15 protein-coding genes and 1 pseudogene are annotated in these 17012 nt (G+C 41.2%); 11 read left to right on the forward strand and 5 right to left on the reverse strand.

Going from position 1 to position 17012, the window contains the following annotated elements; all coding sequences use genetic code 11:
- Position 1: 1 nt before the first annotated feature.
- From B2O97_RS15660 to B2O97_RS15675, 4 genes are all read left to right on the forward strand, one after another.
- Complete coding sequence (locus tag B2O97_RS15660; RefSeq protein WP_286767672.1) at positions 2-991, forward strand: DUF5007 domain-containing protein; 990 nt, start codon at positions 2-4, stop codon at positions 989-991.
- A 201-nt stretch (positions 992-1192) separates the two neighbouring features.
- Positions 1193-2098: an AraC family transcriptional regulator gene (locus B2O97_RS15665; protein ID WP_286767673.1), complete on the forward strand. Its 906-nt coding sequence runs from the start codon at positions 1193-1195 to the stop codon at positions 2096-2098.
- Positions 2099-2420: 322 nt separating this feature from the next.
- Positions 2421-2912, forward strand: a complete 492-nt coding sequence (locus B2O97_RS15670; protein ID WP_286767674.1) for an SRPBCC family protein — start codon at positions 2421-2423, stop codon at positions 2910-2912.
- A 17-nt stretch (positions 2913-2929) separates the two neighbouring features.
- A complete protein-coding gene (locus B2O97_RS15675) occupies positions 2930-3115 on the forward strand; it encodes a hypothetical protein (RefSeq protein WP_070565235.1) in 186 nt (61 codons plus the stop codon).
- Here B2O97_RS15675 and B2O97_RS25270 read toward each other — a convergent pair.
- Positions 3044-3220, reverse strand: a pseudogene (locus B2O97_RS25270) (RNA polymerase sigma factor); the annotation flags it as partial. The gene B2O97_RS15675 and the pseudogene B2O97_RS25270 overlap by 72 nt on opposite strands.
- 302 nt (positions 3221-3522) lie before the next feature.
- Between B2O97_RS25270 and B2O97_RS15680 the strand changes: the two are divergent.
- Both B2O97_RS15680 and B2O97_RS15685 read left to right on the forward strand, forming a co-directional pair.
- On the forward strand, positions 3523-3918 hold the full coding sequence (locus B2O97_RS15680) for a hypothetical protein (RefSeq protein ID WP_070565238.1): 396 nt from the start codon (positions 3523-3525) through the stop codon (positions 3916-3918).
- 128 nt (positions 3919-4046) lie between these two features.
- Positions 4047-4232 carry a CsbD family protein gene (locus B2O97_RS15685; RefSeq protein WP_046672091.1) on the forward strand — a complete coding sequence of 62 codons (186 nt, stop codon included), beginning with the start codon at positions 4047-4049 and terminating at the stop codon, positions 4230-4232.
- Positions 4233-4384: 152 nt separating this feature from the next.
- Here B2O97_RS15685 and B2O97_RS15690 read toward each other — a convergent pair whose 3' ends face one another.
- Genes B2O97_RS15690 through B2O97_RS15705 form a run of 4 tightly spaced genes read right to left on the reverse strand, consistent with a single transcriptional unit; the run spans position 4385 to position 7181 of the window.
- A complete protein-coding gene (locus tag B2O97_RS15690) occupies positions 4385-5314 on the reverse strand; it encodes a DUF5777 family beta-barrel protein (protein WP_070565318.1) in 930 nt (309 codons plus the stop codon).
- Positions 5315-5330: 16 nt separating this feature from the next.
- Positions 5331-5882, reverse strand: a complete 552-nt coding sequence (locus B2O97_RS15695) for a YceI family protein (RefSeq protein ID WP_070565239.1) — start codon at positions 5880-5882, stop codon at positions 5331-5333.
- 10 nt (positions 5883-5892) lie between these two features.
- Complete coding sequence (locus B2O97_RS15700; protein ID WP_070565240.1) at positions 5893-6300, reverse strand: c-type cytochrome; 408 nt, start codon at positions 6298-6300, stop codon at positions 5893-5895.
- 23 nt (positions 6301-6323) lie between these two features.
- Complete coding sequence (locus B2O97_RS15705; protein ID WP_070565241.1) at positions 6324-7181, reverse strand: hypothetical protein; 858 nt, start codon at positions 7179-7181, stop codon at positions 6324-6326.
- Positions 7182-7343: 162 nt separating this feature from the next.
- On the opposite strand from B2O97_RS15705, the gene B2O97_RS15710 reads away from it, so the two are divergent.
- From B2O97_RS15710 to B2O97_RS15730, 5 genes are all read left to right on the forward strand, one after another.
- Entirely contained in the window at positions 7344-7922 is a 579-nt protein-coding gene (locus B2O97_RS15710; protein WP_236586116.1) for an RNA polymerase sigma factor, read from the forward strand.
- Positions 7919-9133 carry a hypothetical protein gene (locus B2O97_RS15715; RefSeq protein WP_286767675.1) on the forward strand — a complete coding sequence of 405 codons (1215 nt, stop codon included), beginning with the start codon at positions 7919-7921 and terminating at the stop codon, positions 9131-9133. Before B2O97_RS15710 ends, B2O97_RS15715 begins: the two co-directional genes overlap by 4 nt.
- Positions 9134-9859: 726 nt before the next feature.
- Complete coding sequence (locus tag B2O97_RS15720) at positions 9860-13060, forward strand: SusC/RagA family TonB-linked outer membrane protein (RefSeq protein ID WP_083295897.1); 3201 nt, start codon at positions 9860-9862, stop codon at positions 13058-13060.
- 11 nt (positions 13061-13071) lie between these two features.
- Positions 13072-15069: a RagB/SusD family nutrient uptake outer membrane protein gene (locus tag B2O97_RS15725; RefSeq protein WP_286767676.1), complete on the forward strand. Its 1998-nt coding sequence runs from the start codon at positions 13072-13074 to the stop codon at positions 15067-15069.
- 156 nt (positions 15070-15225) lie between these two features.
- The gene (locus B2O97_RS15730; RefSeq protein ID WP_070565246.1) at positions 15226-16980 is read left to right on the forward strand and encodes a family 43 glycosylhydrolase; all 1755 of its coding nucleotides are present in this window, start codon (positions 15226-15228) and stop codon (positions 16978-16980) included.
- Positions 16981-17012 lie beyond the last annotated feature (32 nt).

The following is a 17012-nucleotide window of genomic DNA, read 5'->3' on the forward strand; positions in this document are numbered from 1 at the left end:
TATGAAAACGAATTTAAAAATTTTATATAGCTTGCTATTTGCTTTTGCGCTGACTTCTGGCTGCAAGAAAATTGAAAACGGCTTTTTGAGCGAAGGTATACGATATAAAGATAATACCATCTTTTGCAAACGTGGAATGTCCCTAACGATGTCTGACCGTATTAATACAGATGGTTCTACGCCCCCCTATACATTCGAATTGTTAAACTTAAACGATGAAGCAACAGGTCAGCCCGCACCGGATGTCTTTTTTAAAGAATTTGACATTCTAACCTTTAAGCCTGGTTTAGTGTTCAATGCCGAGACAGATACCACGGTCGAACTACTCAATAAAAAGAGAGAAACAGTAAAGAAAGCCCCGATGGAATTTAATACAGTCAGTGGACAGCTGGTTTTTAATCGAGCTTCTGCCAATCTACCTTTAGGGCGTTTTAATTTTGATGTCAAAATGACCAACCCTAGAGGAGAGCGTGTATTCCCTAAATTGGCAACTATCGAGATTGTAGAACCTACGATTGATGATATGTTTAAAGTAACCTATCAAGCGGCAAGTGGATCGAGCGCTGCAGAAGTTTTTACCGGAATTACAGCCCCAAAGGTGACTTGTACAAAAATTTCAAACGATGGCGCTCGTGTTATCCTAAAGATCGTCGATAAAAATGGAAATGCATTCAATCCTAAAAATGGAGAAGTGATCAACCGGGGGGATCGACCGATGTTTGAATCTCATGTGAAGTTTAATCCAGTCCAAGTGACAGATAATTCGTTGATCTGTGATTTTGAGGTTGCACCTTTTCCGCTTGCTAAATTAATTGGAAAAGATGGAACAGATTGGGGTTTTCTCAATTACTATCGCATCCCCATGAAGTATGCCCAAATCGACGGCTTAAGTGCTAATAATGTCAACCCTGTTTTTGGATTCCAGCTATTGATGGAAGGTACTTATGAGGTTCAGGTAAAACTGCCAACGGTAACGCGTATTACACAATAAAGATTAGGGGAGCATAGTAAGTTCCCCACACTTTATTAAACCCAGATCTATATTAAACTTAGATGCCCACAGTGCGAAAATTAACCAATTATGAGCAAATTTTGACATTTTATTAGATGTGCGATTGACATTTCTCAATATGTTACGCTTGTTGTCTATATTTAGTAAAACCAATGTTGAGTAACCTAATACTAACATGCTATGAAAACGTTACAATTTAATATTCCTGTAATTAAAGGACAAAGCATCACTGTCCAGGAGGATATCTCGGAATCGTTCTATCCACATTTGCATCGTCATCAAGAAGCCCAGTTAATGTGGATTACGAAAGGAAAAGGTGTGTTGCTTGTGGATGAAACCCTCCATCCCTTTAAGGAAAACGATATATTTTTCATCGCTGCTCACCAAGCACATGTATTTAAATCTGTATCCGAGGATAAGGCTGGTGATGCCGCTAGATCCATTTCGATCTTTTTTGATCCGGAAGGGAGGTTGAAACAACTTTTTATGTTGGGTGAATTTGAATCCTTGGAGCAATTTTTAAGTCAGGATTCCAGGGGATTTAAGATTCCGGAGGTGGATTTCGACATGGTATCTAAGCGTATGCTGTTATTAAAACAATCGGAAAAGATCGATAAAATGATGCATTTCTTCTATTTGCTCCGGACACTAGCCCAAATTTCAAAGAGAACAGATGCGCTCTGTCCCGAACCGATGGAGACTGTAGTCGTTTCCACTGGAAAAAATAACCGCATAGAGAAGGTTTGTCATTATATCAATACACATTTTAAACATGGGCTTACTTTAGAAAGTGTAGCAGAAAGAGCACATTTGTCGCCACAGGCATTCTGCCGTTATTTCAAAAAACACTGTGGAATCACCTTAGTTGGTTATCTAAACCGGATACGAATTAATGAAGTTTGTAGTCAATTGGGAAAAGATCCTTTACATTTGGAAAATATCTCATTTATTGCTTACAACTGCGGCTTCAATAGCATTACAAATTTTAACCGCGTATTTAAACAGATTATCGGCTGCACACCGAAAGAATATATTTTGCGCTATGATCAGCGCTATACAGAAAATACAATTGTTTCATATGTTTAGTTTAAGGCCACGTCGTGAGACGTGGCTTTTATGTGGAGAGATTTAGTACGATCAGAAATCCTAATATTCCTAATTTTTGAAGCATCCTAATTTTTGAAGCATAGTCTTCATAGATGGTTTTATATTTGATTAGTAACGTGTTGTTTGGAGTATAAAAGTAATATAGCTATTATCCGCTATAAATTTTATAAAAGCGTCATGTACTACCCTAAAACTAAAGAAAAACTTGTCTTATGCTAAGATCGATTGGAAAATCTATCTATAAATTCGTTAATAATAACGGAAAATCGAGGCCGTATTTAATATTAAAAAAAAATTGGCAATGGAAAATTATAGTCAAACTATCCAGTTGGGTGTAACAAAGGATCGGGTCTTTAAAGCACTAACCGATGAAATACCATTTTGGTGGACAGTCATGTTTGAGGGCTCTTCCAATAAGAAGGACGATAGATTTACAATTCGATTTGGAGATCTTATTTACAAAGTAATGCAAGTGGAAGACTTACATGAAAATGCAAAAGTTGTTTGGCATGTCGAAGATTCATTGATAGCCCTTCCCGGAATGAATAATCAAAAAGAATGGATTGGCACAACGATCGTTTGGGACATCACAGAAAAAGAAAAAGGGATTGTGTTGCAACTTGAACATATTGGCTTATCCCCTGAAATCGAATGCTATGATATTTGTACAGATGGATGGCGACAATTTGTGAAAAGTTTAGAAGCATATATTGAAACAGGTAAAGGGCAGCTGCGTTTCTTTGGTAATTTATCGACAATTTCATGGAGTGTGGATGAAAGTTGTTTGGCATAAAAATCATCATGAGGACTATGCCGCAAGACAATTGTCTGATCGTGATCCAAAAGTTTCTTTCGATTATACTCTGCTTTGACCAAATCAATCACTACTGTTCGGGTGATACAGAATATCTGGGATTCTATGCTGGAATCAATATTTTTGTCACGCATATTTTTCCAGAGTTTGATAAATACACGCTGCACAGTTTCTTCGGCTAGATAAGAAGATTTGGTTTTGTTGAGCGCATATTGGTATACTTTGGAACTCCATACGTCAAAGTATTCCTCAAATCTTCGGACAATAGACGCATAATTGATTTCCATAGTGTAGGCTTGGAATAAATGAATTTAGCGATAATGCGCTTTCGCTCCAAGTTTTTTAAAAAATATTTTGCCTCTTTTCTTAGTGGATGAGATTTGTTTTCTGAATGATCTTCGATGTACGGTTATAGACTCTCAATTGGGCGTTTCGTCTTGGTCGGATTGTATTAATACCCTTAGACTGTATTTATACCTCTTCTTGGGCGTTTTGATACGTATGTTTCGAATCTTGTATTTGGACTGGCACAAAGTTTGAATTTTACCCTGCTGTAATACATAAATTATTCACAATAACACATCGACGTATGAAAAAATTAATTCAAACACTGGGACTAGGTATGCTTATTTTAACAGTATTAGTAGGCTTTACATCATGTAGCAAAGATGATGATCCGGCTGATAACGATCTTTTTGTTGGAAAATATGAAGGCACTATTGGCTTTGATGACATGAACAACAATGATAACGATGTTGCCTCGGGAGAAGGAACGGTTACTGTAACAAAAGTTGGCGATACCTATAATTTTGCTTTTGGAAATGGCATTCCTAATCTCAATGGAGTAGATTTTGAAAAAAAGGATAACGTCTTAGTTAATATCGGCTCAGCAGGTACGGGATTTATCCGTATTGATGCCGGTAAATTGACAATTGGTTATACAAAAGACGGCAAGGCATGGACGGCCAATTGTAATCGGAAATAGTCCTGCGAAAAATAGAAAGCGCCTGTTTGCCAGGTGAATGTTGTGAGTTTAACATTTTATAACATTATTTTCTAAACGATTTGCGGAGCGATACTGTTCTATTAACAAACAATAAAACGAAAGTAATTATGAGCGAATTAACATGGAAAGGCCGTTGGAACGAAATCAAAGGCAAGGTAAAACAACAATATGCAGACCTTACCGACGATGATCTATTGTATGCTGAGGGCAAAGAAGACGAATTGGTAGGTAAGCTTCAAAAGAAGACCGGTAAAACACAGGATGAGGTAAATAAGTGGTTGAACGATTTGTAGGTTTAGTATTGTGTGATAAAAAGCGGATAACAGCATTGTTATCCGCTTTTTTAATTTGATAACAATTTCCTCAATGAACTTTTATGCTTGTTGAATTCCTATTGCCTTGTACGGATTGTTTTCGTTACAAATCATCAACAGCGCAATACCTTTTATTTTTTGTTAAAATTGAATCGTCGCGCAATACTAAATCCCCAGCGAAATTGCCCTTTGCCCCATGAGCTATTTGTTTCGCTGATAAACTGAGATTCTTGTATTGCGGTCGCATTGGTAAAATTGAGGTGGAAGATATGGCCTCCGGTATCCATTTCTAGACCGACACCCAAAGCATTATAGTAACGTTGACCACCCACTTCTTCACGGTACTTCTTGTTCGATGCTTTTCGGAAAGGCAATGTATAGTCTGCGACTAGCGCAATTCGATTACTAACCTTAGCCCGCCCACCGATACCGATAGCGAATACATCATTTTGATCATTAAAAGCCGTATAATTTCGGTGAAGATAAGAAGGAACTACAACGAGCGAAAGATCTGAGCTGAATTTTCGGGCGATGATGAGCTGCGTTACATAACTCAATCGGTCATTGAAGTTCTCAAAGCTTGCTGCTGAAGACTTATCCGTACTAGCTTCCATCGCGGATAGGGTAGTGCTTCCAAAAAAAGCTACGGAAACAGGTATGCTATTGTCGACCGTTTGTTCGATAAATCGGTATTTCACATTACCCTCAAATAGCTGCCGAGCAGCCGTTGCGCCCTTCGCGCGGGCGATTCCAATGTTCAGGTTATCGAATAAACCATAATCAAAACCTATTCGGATGTCGGTCGAATTATCGAGGCCAAAGAAATTTTTACCTCCACCCGCGCTGCCCGCGATATCGCCAAAGCGATGATCTACTCTAAAGTCCATTTCATTACGATGAATTGTTTCTGTGGTCTTGAGATTGATCAAATTGCCGGATTTAAAGGTCGCCGTGACTTTTTCATTTTTGGGTGCATCGATATGGATTAATTTATCGAGATCTTCCTGCGCAAATGACTTTGCGAAAGGAAAGCAAAGGAGTATAAGTAGTATTTTTCTCATTTGTAATGAATTCGTATTATGGTTTGTAGGTCGCATCAACGGTGATTTTGACTACTTCAGCAATTTTTTTTCCAACGATGGAAGGAATAGAAATTTTATGATCTGCAAGTTTGACCTGAAAATTTGCTACCGCCTTTATCGTGCCATCTGTAACAGTAAATGTTGCCTTTGTACTGTAAGGTTTAGTAACCCCATGGATTAGAAGTGTGCCTCTTACGTTCAGCGTATAGCTGCCATCCTTTGTTAATTTGTCCGCGTTGTCGACTTTGCCTTTAAATTCTGATAGGGGGTATTGATCACTTTCCATGTAATTTTCATTGAAATGCTCCTGCATGAGCTTTTTGTCAAATTGAAAAGATGTATTTTTTACCCGAAAGATGATATCTCCGGTTTGAAGGTTCATCGCCGAAGCGCCTAAGGTACTTTTGGCTTCGATGTCTTCCAATGGCGCATTACTAAAAAAGGTGATGCTGGTCTCTTTTGAAACAAAAGAAGCCTTTTGCTGCGCAAAGGTCGTCATAGCGATGAGCATCATGAAGAGCGCTATGTACATGTTGATTTTTTTCATATGCCTAACATTAGTTTTCAGGTGAATTCCTTTTGATCCATGCATCCAGCAGTTCTATTTCTTTTGCGGAGAGTGAGCTGCCTAGTGGCATGGATTTGGTCACCAGTACCGCATTATTAATCTTTGCAATATTGTCTTTGACGGAGATATAACCACTGAACGTCCATCGTCCACTTGCCGAACGTCCTGTCGCGTGGCACGAACTACATTTCGTTTCAAAGAGTGCTTTAGAAAAATTCGTGTAAGACACATTTAGTACCGTCACAGTTTCAGTGCCGTTATCCGGATTGTTCGTAAGTTCTTGCGCCTGCTTTTTGGTACAGGCGGAGAAGGAGAGAACTGTTAAGGTAAAGAAAAAAATGACTAGGTAACGATGTGCTCTGAGGCAAGGATTTACGGTTTTTAGATTTTGTGCCATAAGTTTGAATAGTTAGTTTTGGTTTAGTTAGCAGGGGCAACGGTAGAGTTGTCGTTTACGATTGGCCAAACGCCAACGCGTGGGAAACTTATCCCTTTATTATCTCCACGCTGTGTATCCTGGCCGAAGTAATATAAGGGCCATCCTTTGAACGTTAATTGTTTCTTTCCATAGACGGTAATGACAGCGATGTCAGCCGTACGAACAAGCGAAGGCAGAGCTCCAGTCTCTTTTTGAAAGATAGGCCAGATCGCATCATTACTGAAATCTGCAGCAGTATAATTGTTTTTGTTGAATTTGTCGGGTTTAAAGGCATACAACGTTCTGCCCTTATCATCGGTCAGGTAAATTGTTTTTCCGGTTCCTTCGGTATAGTCGCCTAAATAGTTTTTAGTATCGTGTCCGATAAGTTGCGCATTCGCAACCATGAGTAAATAATCAGGTTTGGCCACGTACCATATTTTATTGACAGCATCTCCTTTCACCTGACCGGATTGACTATCGCCTGCATAATTGTAAAGCGGCCAGCCCTTAAATGTGTTTTGTTTCGAGCCATCTTCACGTGTTATTTCACCGATCAGGCTTTTGTCAATTTTTAGGTCTGTGCTTGTTTCACTGCTGTAATAAACCGGCCAAGTGGTCAAACAATTACCGCTGCAGGTCGAAGCTCCTTTTGTATCATTCGAAAAGAAATAGAGTGTTTTACCGTCGGCATCGGTCAGAATATTACCAAATTGGGTATTGGCAGACATTTGCACGCCCTTGTTTTTATTTTCGACATTGCCAGGTTCACCATCGCTTTTTGAACATGCAGAAAACAATGTTAAGGTCAATAGACCACCTATAAAAGTTAATTTGACTTGTTTTTGGTTTGATTTCATAATGGTATGTTTTAAAATAATGTCTTGATATTACGATCAGGTCAGTGAAAAGGTTGCTTGGAAATTGAGTTGAAAAAAAATATTTTTTGGAGGCAACCTTTTCGATTATCCTCTCGTATAAGACTTAATACTATATTTATCAAAAGAAAGAAGCAATATCGAGTGGCGATAACAGAAGTTGACGAAAAATCTATCCATATTATTAAAGGATGTATTGATGAGGACCGCAGGGCTCAGAAAGATCTTTACACCATCTACTACGCTATGTCTTTAGGGATATGTCTGCGCTACGCTAATAACAGGGAAGATGCTATCAGTATTTTAAATGAAGGCTTTTTCAAGGTTTTTAAAAATATCAACAAATATGATTTTCAGAAGCCTTTTTCCATATGGATCAAAAAAATCATGACAAATACTGCAATTGATTTTTATCGGGCAAAGATTAAACAGGGCATCTTGGTAGATGTATCCATGTATGAGCATACCATTATTGAGGATGATAGCATCAGTCAAAAGTTAAACTATGAAGATTTATTAGCGATGGTACAGCAGCTTCCACCTGCCTACAGAACAGTGTTCAATCTCTATGCGATCGATGGTTATGGACACGAAGAAATTAGTGGCATGCTGGGAATTGCCATTGGAACATCAAAATCTAATCTGCATAAAGCACGTGGTAGACTGGCGGAAATGGTGGAAGTTCAAGGGGTAAAATTTGGTAAAACGGAGGAGAAAAGATGATGGAAAAGGATAAGAATAAGATTGATGAGCTATTTAGGTCGGGCTTAAGTGATGCTAACTTTGACTTTGATGAATCACATTGGCAAGATATAGAATCGCGATTGGACAATGAAAGGCGTGTAAAGAGACGAAAGATCGTCGTCTTAACGAGCTTGGCAGCTACACTTGCAGCAGTTTTAACGATCTTTTTTGTTTGGAATAGCGCGTTATTTAAAACCAATAATTTACCAGGTGAAATAAATACAGCCGGTATTTCGCCTGAAAAGGAGGTTCCGGAGAACAAAACTGTTCAACCTAAGGAGTATTCGCCAGACGAAACCAAACGGGATCAAGATTGGATTGCATTTCAGCCGAACAAACGTGCGAATAATGTGTTCCAGATTTCAAATGAAACCATCGTACTGCAAGATATCCGTTTGGAGAAGATAGCCGATGCAAATCCGATAATCGGGCAAGAAAGAAAACTAAATACTGTATTCACAATTCCAACCATGGAATATAACAATCAAAGATTGCCTCATTTCAACTTAAGAGAAGAACCGGTTGAAGGGACAGGGGAGCGTCTGGCAGCCATTTATCAGCCTAAAGAAAGTGTGGGATCCAATGCGCAGGAAAGAGAGCGGTCGGTTGTTAGTTTCTTGGCCGGGCCAGATCTGACAAGCGTGCGGGGGGCAGGTAAATCCTCCCTTAGTGAAAATATCGGTTTGGCCTATTCCTATCCCCTCACAAAAGCACTGCGTGTGTCTGTGGGTGCTACCTACGCTAAAAAGAATTATACGTCAGCGTATAAATTTTATGCGCCATCAAATCCACCGGAAATGGCACAATTGCCGAGCAATGTGAGCGCTGTATGTGATGTTCTTGATGTACCACTGACAGCGAGTTATACGGTTTTGAAAGGTAAAAAAGTGAAGTTCAATGTCAGTGCAGGACTTTCGAGCTATTTTATGCTAAAGGAAAAATATACCTTCGACTACGAAGGTGGAGGTAGCTATGGCGGATCTCAGAAAAGTGCCGTCTATGAAGTGAATGGAGAGAACCAGCATATCTTTGGTGTTGCCGATTTCTCGATCTCCATTGAGAAGAAAATTAACGATAAAATTAATATTGGCGTAAAACCTTTTGTTAAAATGCCTTTGACAGGGATAGGTTACGGAAATGTAGATCTGGAATCTAAAGGCGTTGTGTTTACCTTGGGAATGAGTTTGTAATGCGGAATCGCTCGGCTTTCGTTTGGGGCATGTTCGGTACAGCTTCGCATCAGGGAGCGCCTCTGGGCGTACTAATCTTCTATTTCATTTCTAATGTGCTGTTCGTATGTGAACAATTCGAATAATAACTGTTCGCATACGTACATTTCATTTTTTGAAGCAGATCCTAAATTAGGCTATAATGCGCTTCAGAAGGTATAAATGAACTAGAGGACCCTATGGTATGGTATTTGGCACGGAGCTAACAAAATTGATCTTATGTTCTTTATGCATTTTGAAGTTCAATTTTCATTTTAGTCATTCACTATAAATAAATATATAGGTTGTTTAGCTGCGTCGGGAGATGCGGCTTTTTTTGAGGGCAAAAAGCCTGATTTGACGAATTTGCCCCTTAAAATAAGAAGATTTTACCCCCCTTCCGTTGTAACGTTTTTGATAATATTGCAAGTGTCAATACGACATTTTATGGTGTTGGCAATATTAAATAACCAAGAGTGTTTGCCTGATTAGCTGAATACCCGCTCCAAATCATATAAAAAATAGGTGTAGGAAAAGTAAGCTGGCTAAAACTCAAAAACAGCTAAATAACCAAGTTTAATTATGATGAATTTACCAATCAAAAGTGGATTGTTTGATCCTTGAATTCCCAAAGAAACGCAATAATGCTACCTCATATTGCCGTACTACGCTTCATCAAAATATTTTAATTACTAAACAGTTTTACTTATGAAAAGAAAAATAGTATTCACACCGTGCTGGCTTTGTTGTATCTGCTTTTTACTTTTAAGCTTACAGCAGACTTATGCGCAGTCAATAACTGTACGGGGCCAGGTTACCGAAAATAATAGGCCACTGGCCGGAGTGACCGTCAAAAATATCGGTTCCACAGTGCAAGCACAAACAGATACACAGGGAAAATATACGATCAGTGCTGCCACAGTCACGGCATTAGAATTTACCTTTCTAGGTTATGCGAAACAGCGCTTTGAATTCAGTCAGCTCAAACAGATCAGCCAAGGGAACTACGAGCTTAACGTGCAACTTGATGCTTCCGAAGGAGATGTTTTGGATGAAGTGGTGGTGGTCGGTTTCGGTTCGCAGAAAAAAACAAACCTGACCGGTTCGGTTGCGGTGGTGGATGCCAAGCAACTAGAAAATAGGCCGGTAAGAAATGCGATCCAGGCACTGCAAGGACTGGCACCAGGACTAAATATTTCCCAAAACTCGGGAACGATGGAAACCAATCCATCCATTAATATCCGGGGGACGGGCACCATCGGAACCTCTTCTTCGGCACCACTGATTTTAATCGATGGTTCTGAAGGGTCTTTGGCGGCACTAAATCCACAGGATATTGAAAGCGTATCTGTATTAAAAGATGCTGGAGCGGCTTCAATTTACGGCTCTAGAGCTGCCTTTGGGGTTATTTTAGTTACTACAAAATCTGGAAAGGCTGGACGTACATCGGTAAATTATAATAATAGCTTTCGTATGAATGCCCCAACATTAATGCCGAAGATGATGGATTCTTATACATTTGCGCAATACTTTAATCAGGCCGAAGTCAACGCAGGTGGTTCACCACATTTCTCCGCGGAGCATCTGCAGCGCATCCTGGATTATCAAAACGGAAGCCTGAAAAATTCGACGATAGTCGATCCAAACAATAAATTGTATTGGGCTGAAGGATATGCCTATGGTAACGACAACAACGATTGGTTCGATGTCATGTATCGGGATCAGGCTTTTGCTCAGGAGCACAACCTAAGCCTCAATGGTGGAACCGAAAAAACAACTTATTACCTTTCAGGTAATATTATGAAACAACAAGGGTTGATGGCCTTCAATACGGATCATTACGACCGTTACGCTGTTGCTGCTAAAATCAATTCTAAAGTATCTGACATCTTTCAGGTAAATTACAACGCGCGATTGGTGCGTGAAGACTACGACCGTCCGGCTGCATTGACCAATAGTTTTTATGATGATTTAGGCAGACAGGGCTGGCCAACGCTGCCTCTGTATGATCCAAATGGATACTTGTTCAGTTCTCCCTCACCTGCACTTGCCATGAAAGAAGGCGGACAGGATAAATCAAGTAAGGATTACATTTACCAACAGTTACAACTCATCCTCGAACCTATTAAAGGATGGCGTACAACTGGTAATTTTAACTATAGAACCACAACTCAATTTCGTCATTGGGACTCGCAGCGTCTTTACAACCATGACGTGAATGGTGATCCGTATCTGTATAAAAACTCATCCAATGTGTACGAATTTGGTTTAAAGGAAAACTACTATAACATTAATATCTTTTCTGATTACGATAAGAGCTGGGGCGACCATCATGTTAAAGTTATGGTCGGTGGTCAGATTGAACACACGGCCTATCGCAATCTCGGTGTGCAACGCGACGGAATCATTATCCCGGATCAACCGGTATTGAATCTGACCTCCGGCACAGACATCAATGGAAAAGCAGTAGTGCCTTCTGTATCTGGCGAATATCAAAAATGGGCAACAGCGGGTTTCTTCGGCCGATTGAATTACAATTATGCAGAAAAATACCTATTGGAAGCTAATTTGCGTTATGACGGTTCATCACGCTTCCGCAGCGATAGCCGCTGGGGCTGGTTTCCTTCAGTTTCTGCAGGATGGAACATCGCCAAAGAAAACTTTATTGCAGAGTCGGCACCATTTATTAATATGCTGAAATTAAGAGCTTCCTACGGAGAACTGGGTAATCAAAATACCGATGTCTGGTATCCGACTTATGTCACGCAACCAACGGGTACAGCCAATGGCGCTTGGCTAATTAATAATGCTCGACCAAATTCTGCTTCGGCTCCAGGCTTGGTAAGTGCCTTATTGACCTGGGAATCCATCAATACCAAAAACTTAGGCGTCGATTTTGCTTTTTTAAATAGCCGACTTTCTGGGTCTTTTGAGGTCTTCGAACGGAAAACATTTAATATGGTCGGCCCAGCTCCACAGTTGCCTAATACATTAGGAACCCAGGTTCCTCAAACAAATAATACCGACTTAAAAACAAGAGGGTTTGAAGCTACACTGGGCTGGAATGACCGTACAGCCAGTGGTTTCGCATATGGAGCAAAGTTTCTCCTGTCGGATTATACCACAACAGTAACACGCTATCCAAACGCAATAGGGTCATTATCAAACTATCGGGAAGGCCAAAAGTTAGGTGAAATATGGGGATATCAAACCCTTGGTATCGCAAAGACAGAGGAACAGATGAGTCAACATCTGGCGAGCTTGCCCAATGGTGGACAAAATGCATTAGGAACACAATGGGGGGCAGGCGATATCATGTATGCGGATTTGAATGGCGACGGAAAAATAGATGGTGGAAGCAATACAGAGGCCGATCCTGGTGATCGTCGTGTGATTGGAAACAGCACGCCGCGTTACTCCTTTGGATTGAATCTGAATGCGGATTACAAAAATTTTGATTTTAGTGTTTTCATGCAAGGTGTCATGAAACGCGACTATTGGCAAGGTGGCTATTATTTTTGGGGAGCAACTTCAAAATGGTGGTCAACGGGCTTGGTCGATCATCTTGATTATTTCCGTACCGCAGACAATCCATTGGGCGAAAATCTTGATGCGTATTACGCACGTCCTGTTTTTGGAACCTCCAAAAATCAACAGACGCAGACGCGCTTTTTGCAAAATGCAGCCTATATCCGCATAAAAAATATTCAGCTAGGCTATACCTTACCGAAAGAAACAACCAAACGTTTTGGTGTGGAGCGTCTACGCGTATACGTTTCCGGAGAAAATATCTGGACCGGCTCAAGTGTAGCGGGAATGTTTGATCCCGAAACTATTGATGGCGGAAGCAACGGAACGGTTTATCCATTGACAAAAGTATGGTCTGCAGGTTTAAGTGTTACATTTTAAGTCGATTCATTATGAAATTCAATAGTACTATTTTTAGATTGATGCAATTGGGCCTTGTCGCTTTGGTAGGCCTAGCTTCCTGCAATAAATATTTGGATATTGCACCCCCTTCGTCCATCATACCTGAAGCGTATCTGGATGAGGAATCACAACTTGCTGCTTATACCGTAAATCAATATGCTGGACTGTTTCCTTCGCATGGCAACTGGTCCTTTGGCACGTTCGGCATCGACGGAAATACAGACAATATGGCTACTCCAACACTCGATAATAAGTTTATTCCAGGCCAATGGCGCGTTGGATCGAACGGCGGTGACTGGGATTTTTCAAGTATTTATCAGATGAATTATTTTATCAATACGGTGGTTCCCAAATGGAAGGAAAATCGTATTCTCGGAAATTCCAGTAACATAGCACATTATATCGGTGAAGCCTATTTTTTACGGGCTTATGTTTACTTTGGGAAATTGCAGGCCTTGGGCGATTTTCCGATTATTCGCAATGTGATGTCGGATAAGGATAAGAGTATTTTAGTGGAAGCGAGCAAGCGTTCACCAAGAAATGAAGTCGCGCGTTTTATACTTTCAGACTTGGATTCGGCCATTACCTTGCTGAACCAAAGTTCTCCCGATGGCAAGAAACAGCGGATCTCAAAAAATGTAGCCCAGCTGTTCAAGTCCCGAGTAGCTTTGTACGAAGGTACCTGGCTCAAATACTTTAGCGGAACCGCATTCGTCCCTAAAGGACCAGGATGGCCTGGTGCGGCAAAATCATACAATAGCAATTATGCATTTCCGACGGGAAGTATTGCCGGAGAGATCGACTACTTTTTAACGCAGGCCATGGAATCGGCAGCTGCGGTTGCTGACAATGTGCCGCTGGTGAGCAACACCGGAATAATAGAATCTGCCAACAATGAGAATCCTTACTTCAGTATGTTTGGTGCCGTGGATATGTCCAGCTATGGCGAAGTACTTTTGTGGCGACAATACAACCAGAGTTTGGTGACACACAATGTACCGGTATATGCACAGCGTGGCAATTATGCGGTTGGTTTGACACGCGGCCTTGTTGAAAGCTTCCTGATGTCCAATGGACTGCCTATTTACGCTTCCGGCAGTGGTTATGCGGGCGATGATTACATCGCAGATGTTCGGAAAAATCGCGATGGTCGTTTACAATTGTTTTTAAAAGAGCCCGGCCAAAAGAATGTATTGGTCAATATTGGACAAGGTACGCACTATACCCTTATTGAACCCACACCGACTGTTTACGATACCGATTGGGAAAGACGTTATACAACGGGGTATACTATACGTAAAGGTATTTCATACGACGGTTTACAAACGCTAAACGGACAGGGATTTACGGGTAGTATTACCTTCCGAGCTACCGAAGCTTACTTCAATTATATGGAGGCCTGTTTCGAAAAGAATCAAAATTTAGATACGAAGGCGCAGGCCTATTGGCGCTCATTGCGTACACGTGCTAAGGTCGACCAAGATTTCAATGCAACCATTGCTGCAACACAAATGGAGAAAGAGAAGAAAGATTGGGGCGCGTATTCTGCAGGACAGTTTGTGTCACCTACATTGTACAATATACGTCGCGAACGCAGAAGCGAACTCATGGCGGAAGGTCTACGTTGGATGGATCTCAAGCGCTGGCGTGCGATGGACCAGCTGATTACAACAGCAGACCATTTTGAAGGCTTTAAACTCTGGGGGCCGATGAAAGATTGGTACAAACCCGAACAGCTGATTTATGGCGCTACCAATGATAAATCTGTCGTTTCAGATCCTGCACGGAGTGAATACCTCAGACCATTGGAGGTCCGAAGCAATGCCCTGTCTTATACTGGGGTGAAATTTGCCATGGCGCATTATCTTGCACCTATTGCCGTCGAGCATTTCCAGTTGGCTTCGGATGATGGAACAGCAGAAAATTCCGTTATTTATCAGAATCCAGGATGGTCACTGATCAGTGGAACTGCCCCAACCGGCTTGTAGAAATATAAAAAGGGATATGTGTCATCTCATTATTACACAAATACGAATATATCCCTCTTTTTGACTCAATATCCCCCTTGACTACGTAGGAAAAGGGGGATATTTTTGTTTACTGATCATCACGAGCAGTTAACTCAAAGAAACTTAAACTAAATCATGAAAAAACTTTTATCTGTCTGTCTTAGTTTGCTGTCAAGTTGTTTTATCGCCTATAGTCAACAGCCCATCCTACCGCAGTATAAATTGGTCTGGTCGGATGAATTTGATTATAATGGTGCACCCGACACGACTAAATGGAGTTACGAAGAAGGTTTCAAACGCAACCGGGAAGAGCAGTGGTATCAAAAGGAAAACGCTTCCTGTCGTAATGGCCTGTTGGTTATTGAAGCAAAAAAAGAACAACGTAATCATCCGGGTTTTATTCAGGGCAGCTCTGATTGGATTGCCAGCCGTAAAAAGATAACCTATACTTCGGCTTCGATAAATACTTTAGGAAAGCAGCACTGGAAATACGGAATTTTTGAAATCCGCGCGCGTATCCCTGTTGGAGAGGGCCTTTGGCCCGCATTCTGGACTTTAGGCACGAGCAAGGAATGGCCATCCAATGGTGAAATAGATATCATGGAATATTATCGCGGCAATATATTAGCCAATATCGCAACTGGCACTGACCAACGGTGGAAAGCACATTGGTTCGGTAAGACAAAAGCAGTCAAAGATCTTGGCGGAAAGGCTTGGGCAGATCAATTTCATATCTGGCGCATGGTTTGGGATGAAGATGCCATTACGCTTTATGTGGATGATATGGAAATGCTTCACGTCCCTATGGATCAATTGGTCAATCGGGACGGTACAGGATTCAATCCATTTACCCAACCACATTATCTCCTGTTAAATTTGGCCCTCGGTGGAATAAACGGTGGCACGATAGCTGATAAATTACTTCCCGCTAAATATGAAATTGATTATATCCGGGTCTATCAAAAAGTAGAACGTGCTGAAATGAATAGCTTTACGCCAGGGGAAATATGGAAAGACCAATCCGGTGATGTGATCAATGCCCATGGCGGCGGCGTACTTCATCAAAATGGAAAATATTATTGGTATGGTGAGAAACGTGGCGGAACGACATCCCAGGGCGTCAATGTGTACTCATCCAATGATTTGTATAACTGGAAGTTTGAAGGATTGGCTCTCACACCTAGCGCAGATTCTACAAGCGATATTGCCTGGGGCTGTATTATGGAACGGCCAAAGGTTATCTATCATGAGCAGCTGAAGAAATATGTGATGTGGTTCCATCTTGAGTTGAAAGGGCAAGGCTATGCAGCAGCCAGGGCCGCCGTTGCTACCAGTGACTCTCCGCTTGGGCCGTTTCAGTTTGTCCACAGCTTCCGGCCAAATAACAATATGTCACGTGATATGGGTTTATTTGTAGACATCGATGGCAGGGCTTACCAAATCTATTCATCGGACGAAAACTATGCCTTACGCCTGGTTCAATTAACCGATGATTACCTGCATGTGACAGCAAAAGATTCCTTACTCTTCCGGAATCATAGGGAAGCCCCGGCTTTATTCAAGCATAAAGATCAGTATTATCTGATCACCAGCGGATGCACCGGCTGGGCTCCAAATCGTGCAGAGCTCCATGTCGCTAAGAGTCTTTTTGGCCCCTGGAAATCCCTAGGGGATCCAATGCAAGGGCCAAATTCGGCTTTGACTTATGGCGGTCAATCCACATTTATTCTTCCTGTCGCAGGAAAAACAGATGCCTTTATCTTTATGGCCGACCGCTGGAACCCCAAAGATCTTATGGATAGCAGATATATCTGGCTACCGGTAGATCTCCAGAATGAAAAAGTACAGATAAATTGGAAGGATCAATGGGATTTAAGTGTATTTCACTAGGCCTGCCGTATGGCCGTATTTAACCTACATTC

It is taken from the genome of Sphingobacterium sp. UBA865 (assembly GCF_002295765.1).
Lineage (GTDB): Bacteria > Bacteroidota > Bacteroidia > Sphingobacteriales > Sphingobacteriaceae > Sphingobacterium > Sphingobacterium multivorum.

Excerpts from the sequence above, each read along its gene's own strand:
- B2O97_RS15660 (WP_286767672.1), top strand. The coding sequence starts at position 2 with ATGAAAACGAATTTAAAAATTTTATATAGCTTGCTATTTGCTTTTGCG.
- B2O97_RS15665 (WP_286767673.1), top strand. The coding sequence starts at position 1,193 with ATGAAAACGTTACAATTTAATATTCCTGTAATTAAAGGACAAAGCATC.
- B2O97_RS15670 (WP_286767674.1), top strand. The coding sequence starts at position 2,421 with ATGGAAAATTATAGTCAAACTATCCAGTTGGGTGTAACAAAGGATCGG.
- B2O97_RS15675 (WP_070565235.1), top strand. The coding sequence starts at position 2,930 with ATGCCGCAAGACAATTGTCTGATCGTGATCCAAAAGTTTCTTTCGATT.
- B2O97_RS15680 (WP_070565238.1), top strand. The coding sequence starts at position 3,523 with ATGAAAAAATTAATTCAAACACTGGGACTAGGTATGCTTATTTTAACA.
- B2O97_RS15685 (WP_046672091.1), top strand. The coding sequence starts at position 4,047 with ATGAGCGAATTAACATGGAAAGGCCGTTGGAACGAAATCAAAGGCAAG.
- B2O97_RS15690 (WP_070565318.1), bottom strand. The coding sequence starts at position 5,314 with ATGAGAAAAATACTACTTATACTCCTTTGCTTTCCTTTCGCAAAGTCA.
- B2O97_RS15695 (WP_070565239.1), bottom strand. The coding sequence starts at position 5,882 with ATGAAAAAAATCAACATGTACATAGCGCTCTTCATGATGCTCATCGCT.
- B2O97_RS15700 (WP_070565240.1), bottom strand. The coding sequence starts at position 6,300 with ATGGCACAAAATCTAAAAACCGTAAATCCTTGCCTCAGAGCACATCGT.
- B2O97_RS15705 (WP_070565241.1), bottom strand. The coding sequence starts at position 7,181 with ATGAAATCAAACCAAAAACAAGTCAAATTAACTTTTATAGGTGGTCTA.
- B2O97_RS15715 (WP_286767675.1), top strand. The coding sequence starts at position 7,919 with ATGATGGAAAAGGATAAGAATAAGATTGATGAGCTATTTAGGTCGGGC.
- B2O97_RS15720 (WP_083295897.1), top strand. The coding sequence starts at position 9,860 with ATGAAAAGAAAAATAGTATTCACACCGTGCTGGCTTTGTTGTATCTGC.
- B2O97_RS15725 (WP_286767676.1), top strand. The coding sequence starts at position 13,072 with ATGAAATTCAATAGTACTATTTTTAGATTGATGCAATTGGGCCTTGTC.
- B2O97_RS15730 (WP_070565246.1), top strand. The coding sequence starts at position 15,226 with ATGAAAAAACTTTTATCTGTCTGTCTTAGTTTGCTGTCAAGTTGTTTT.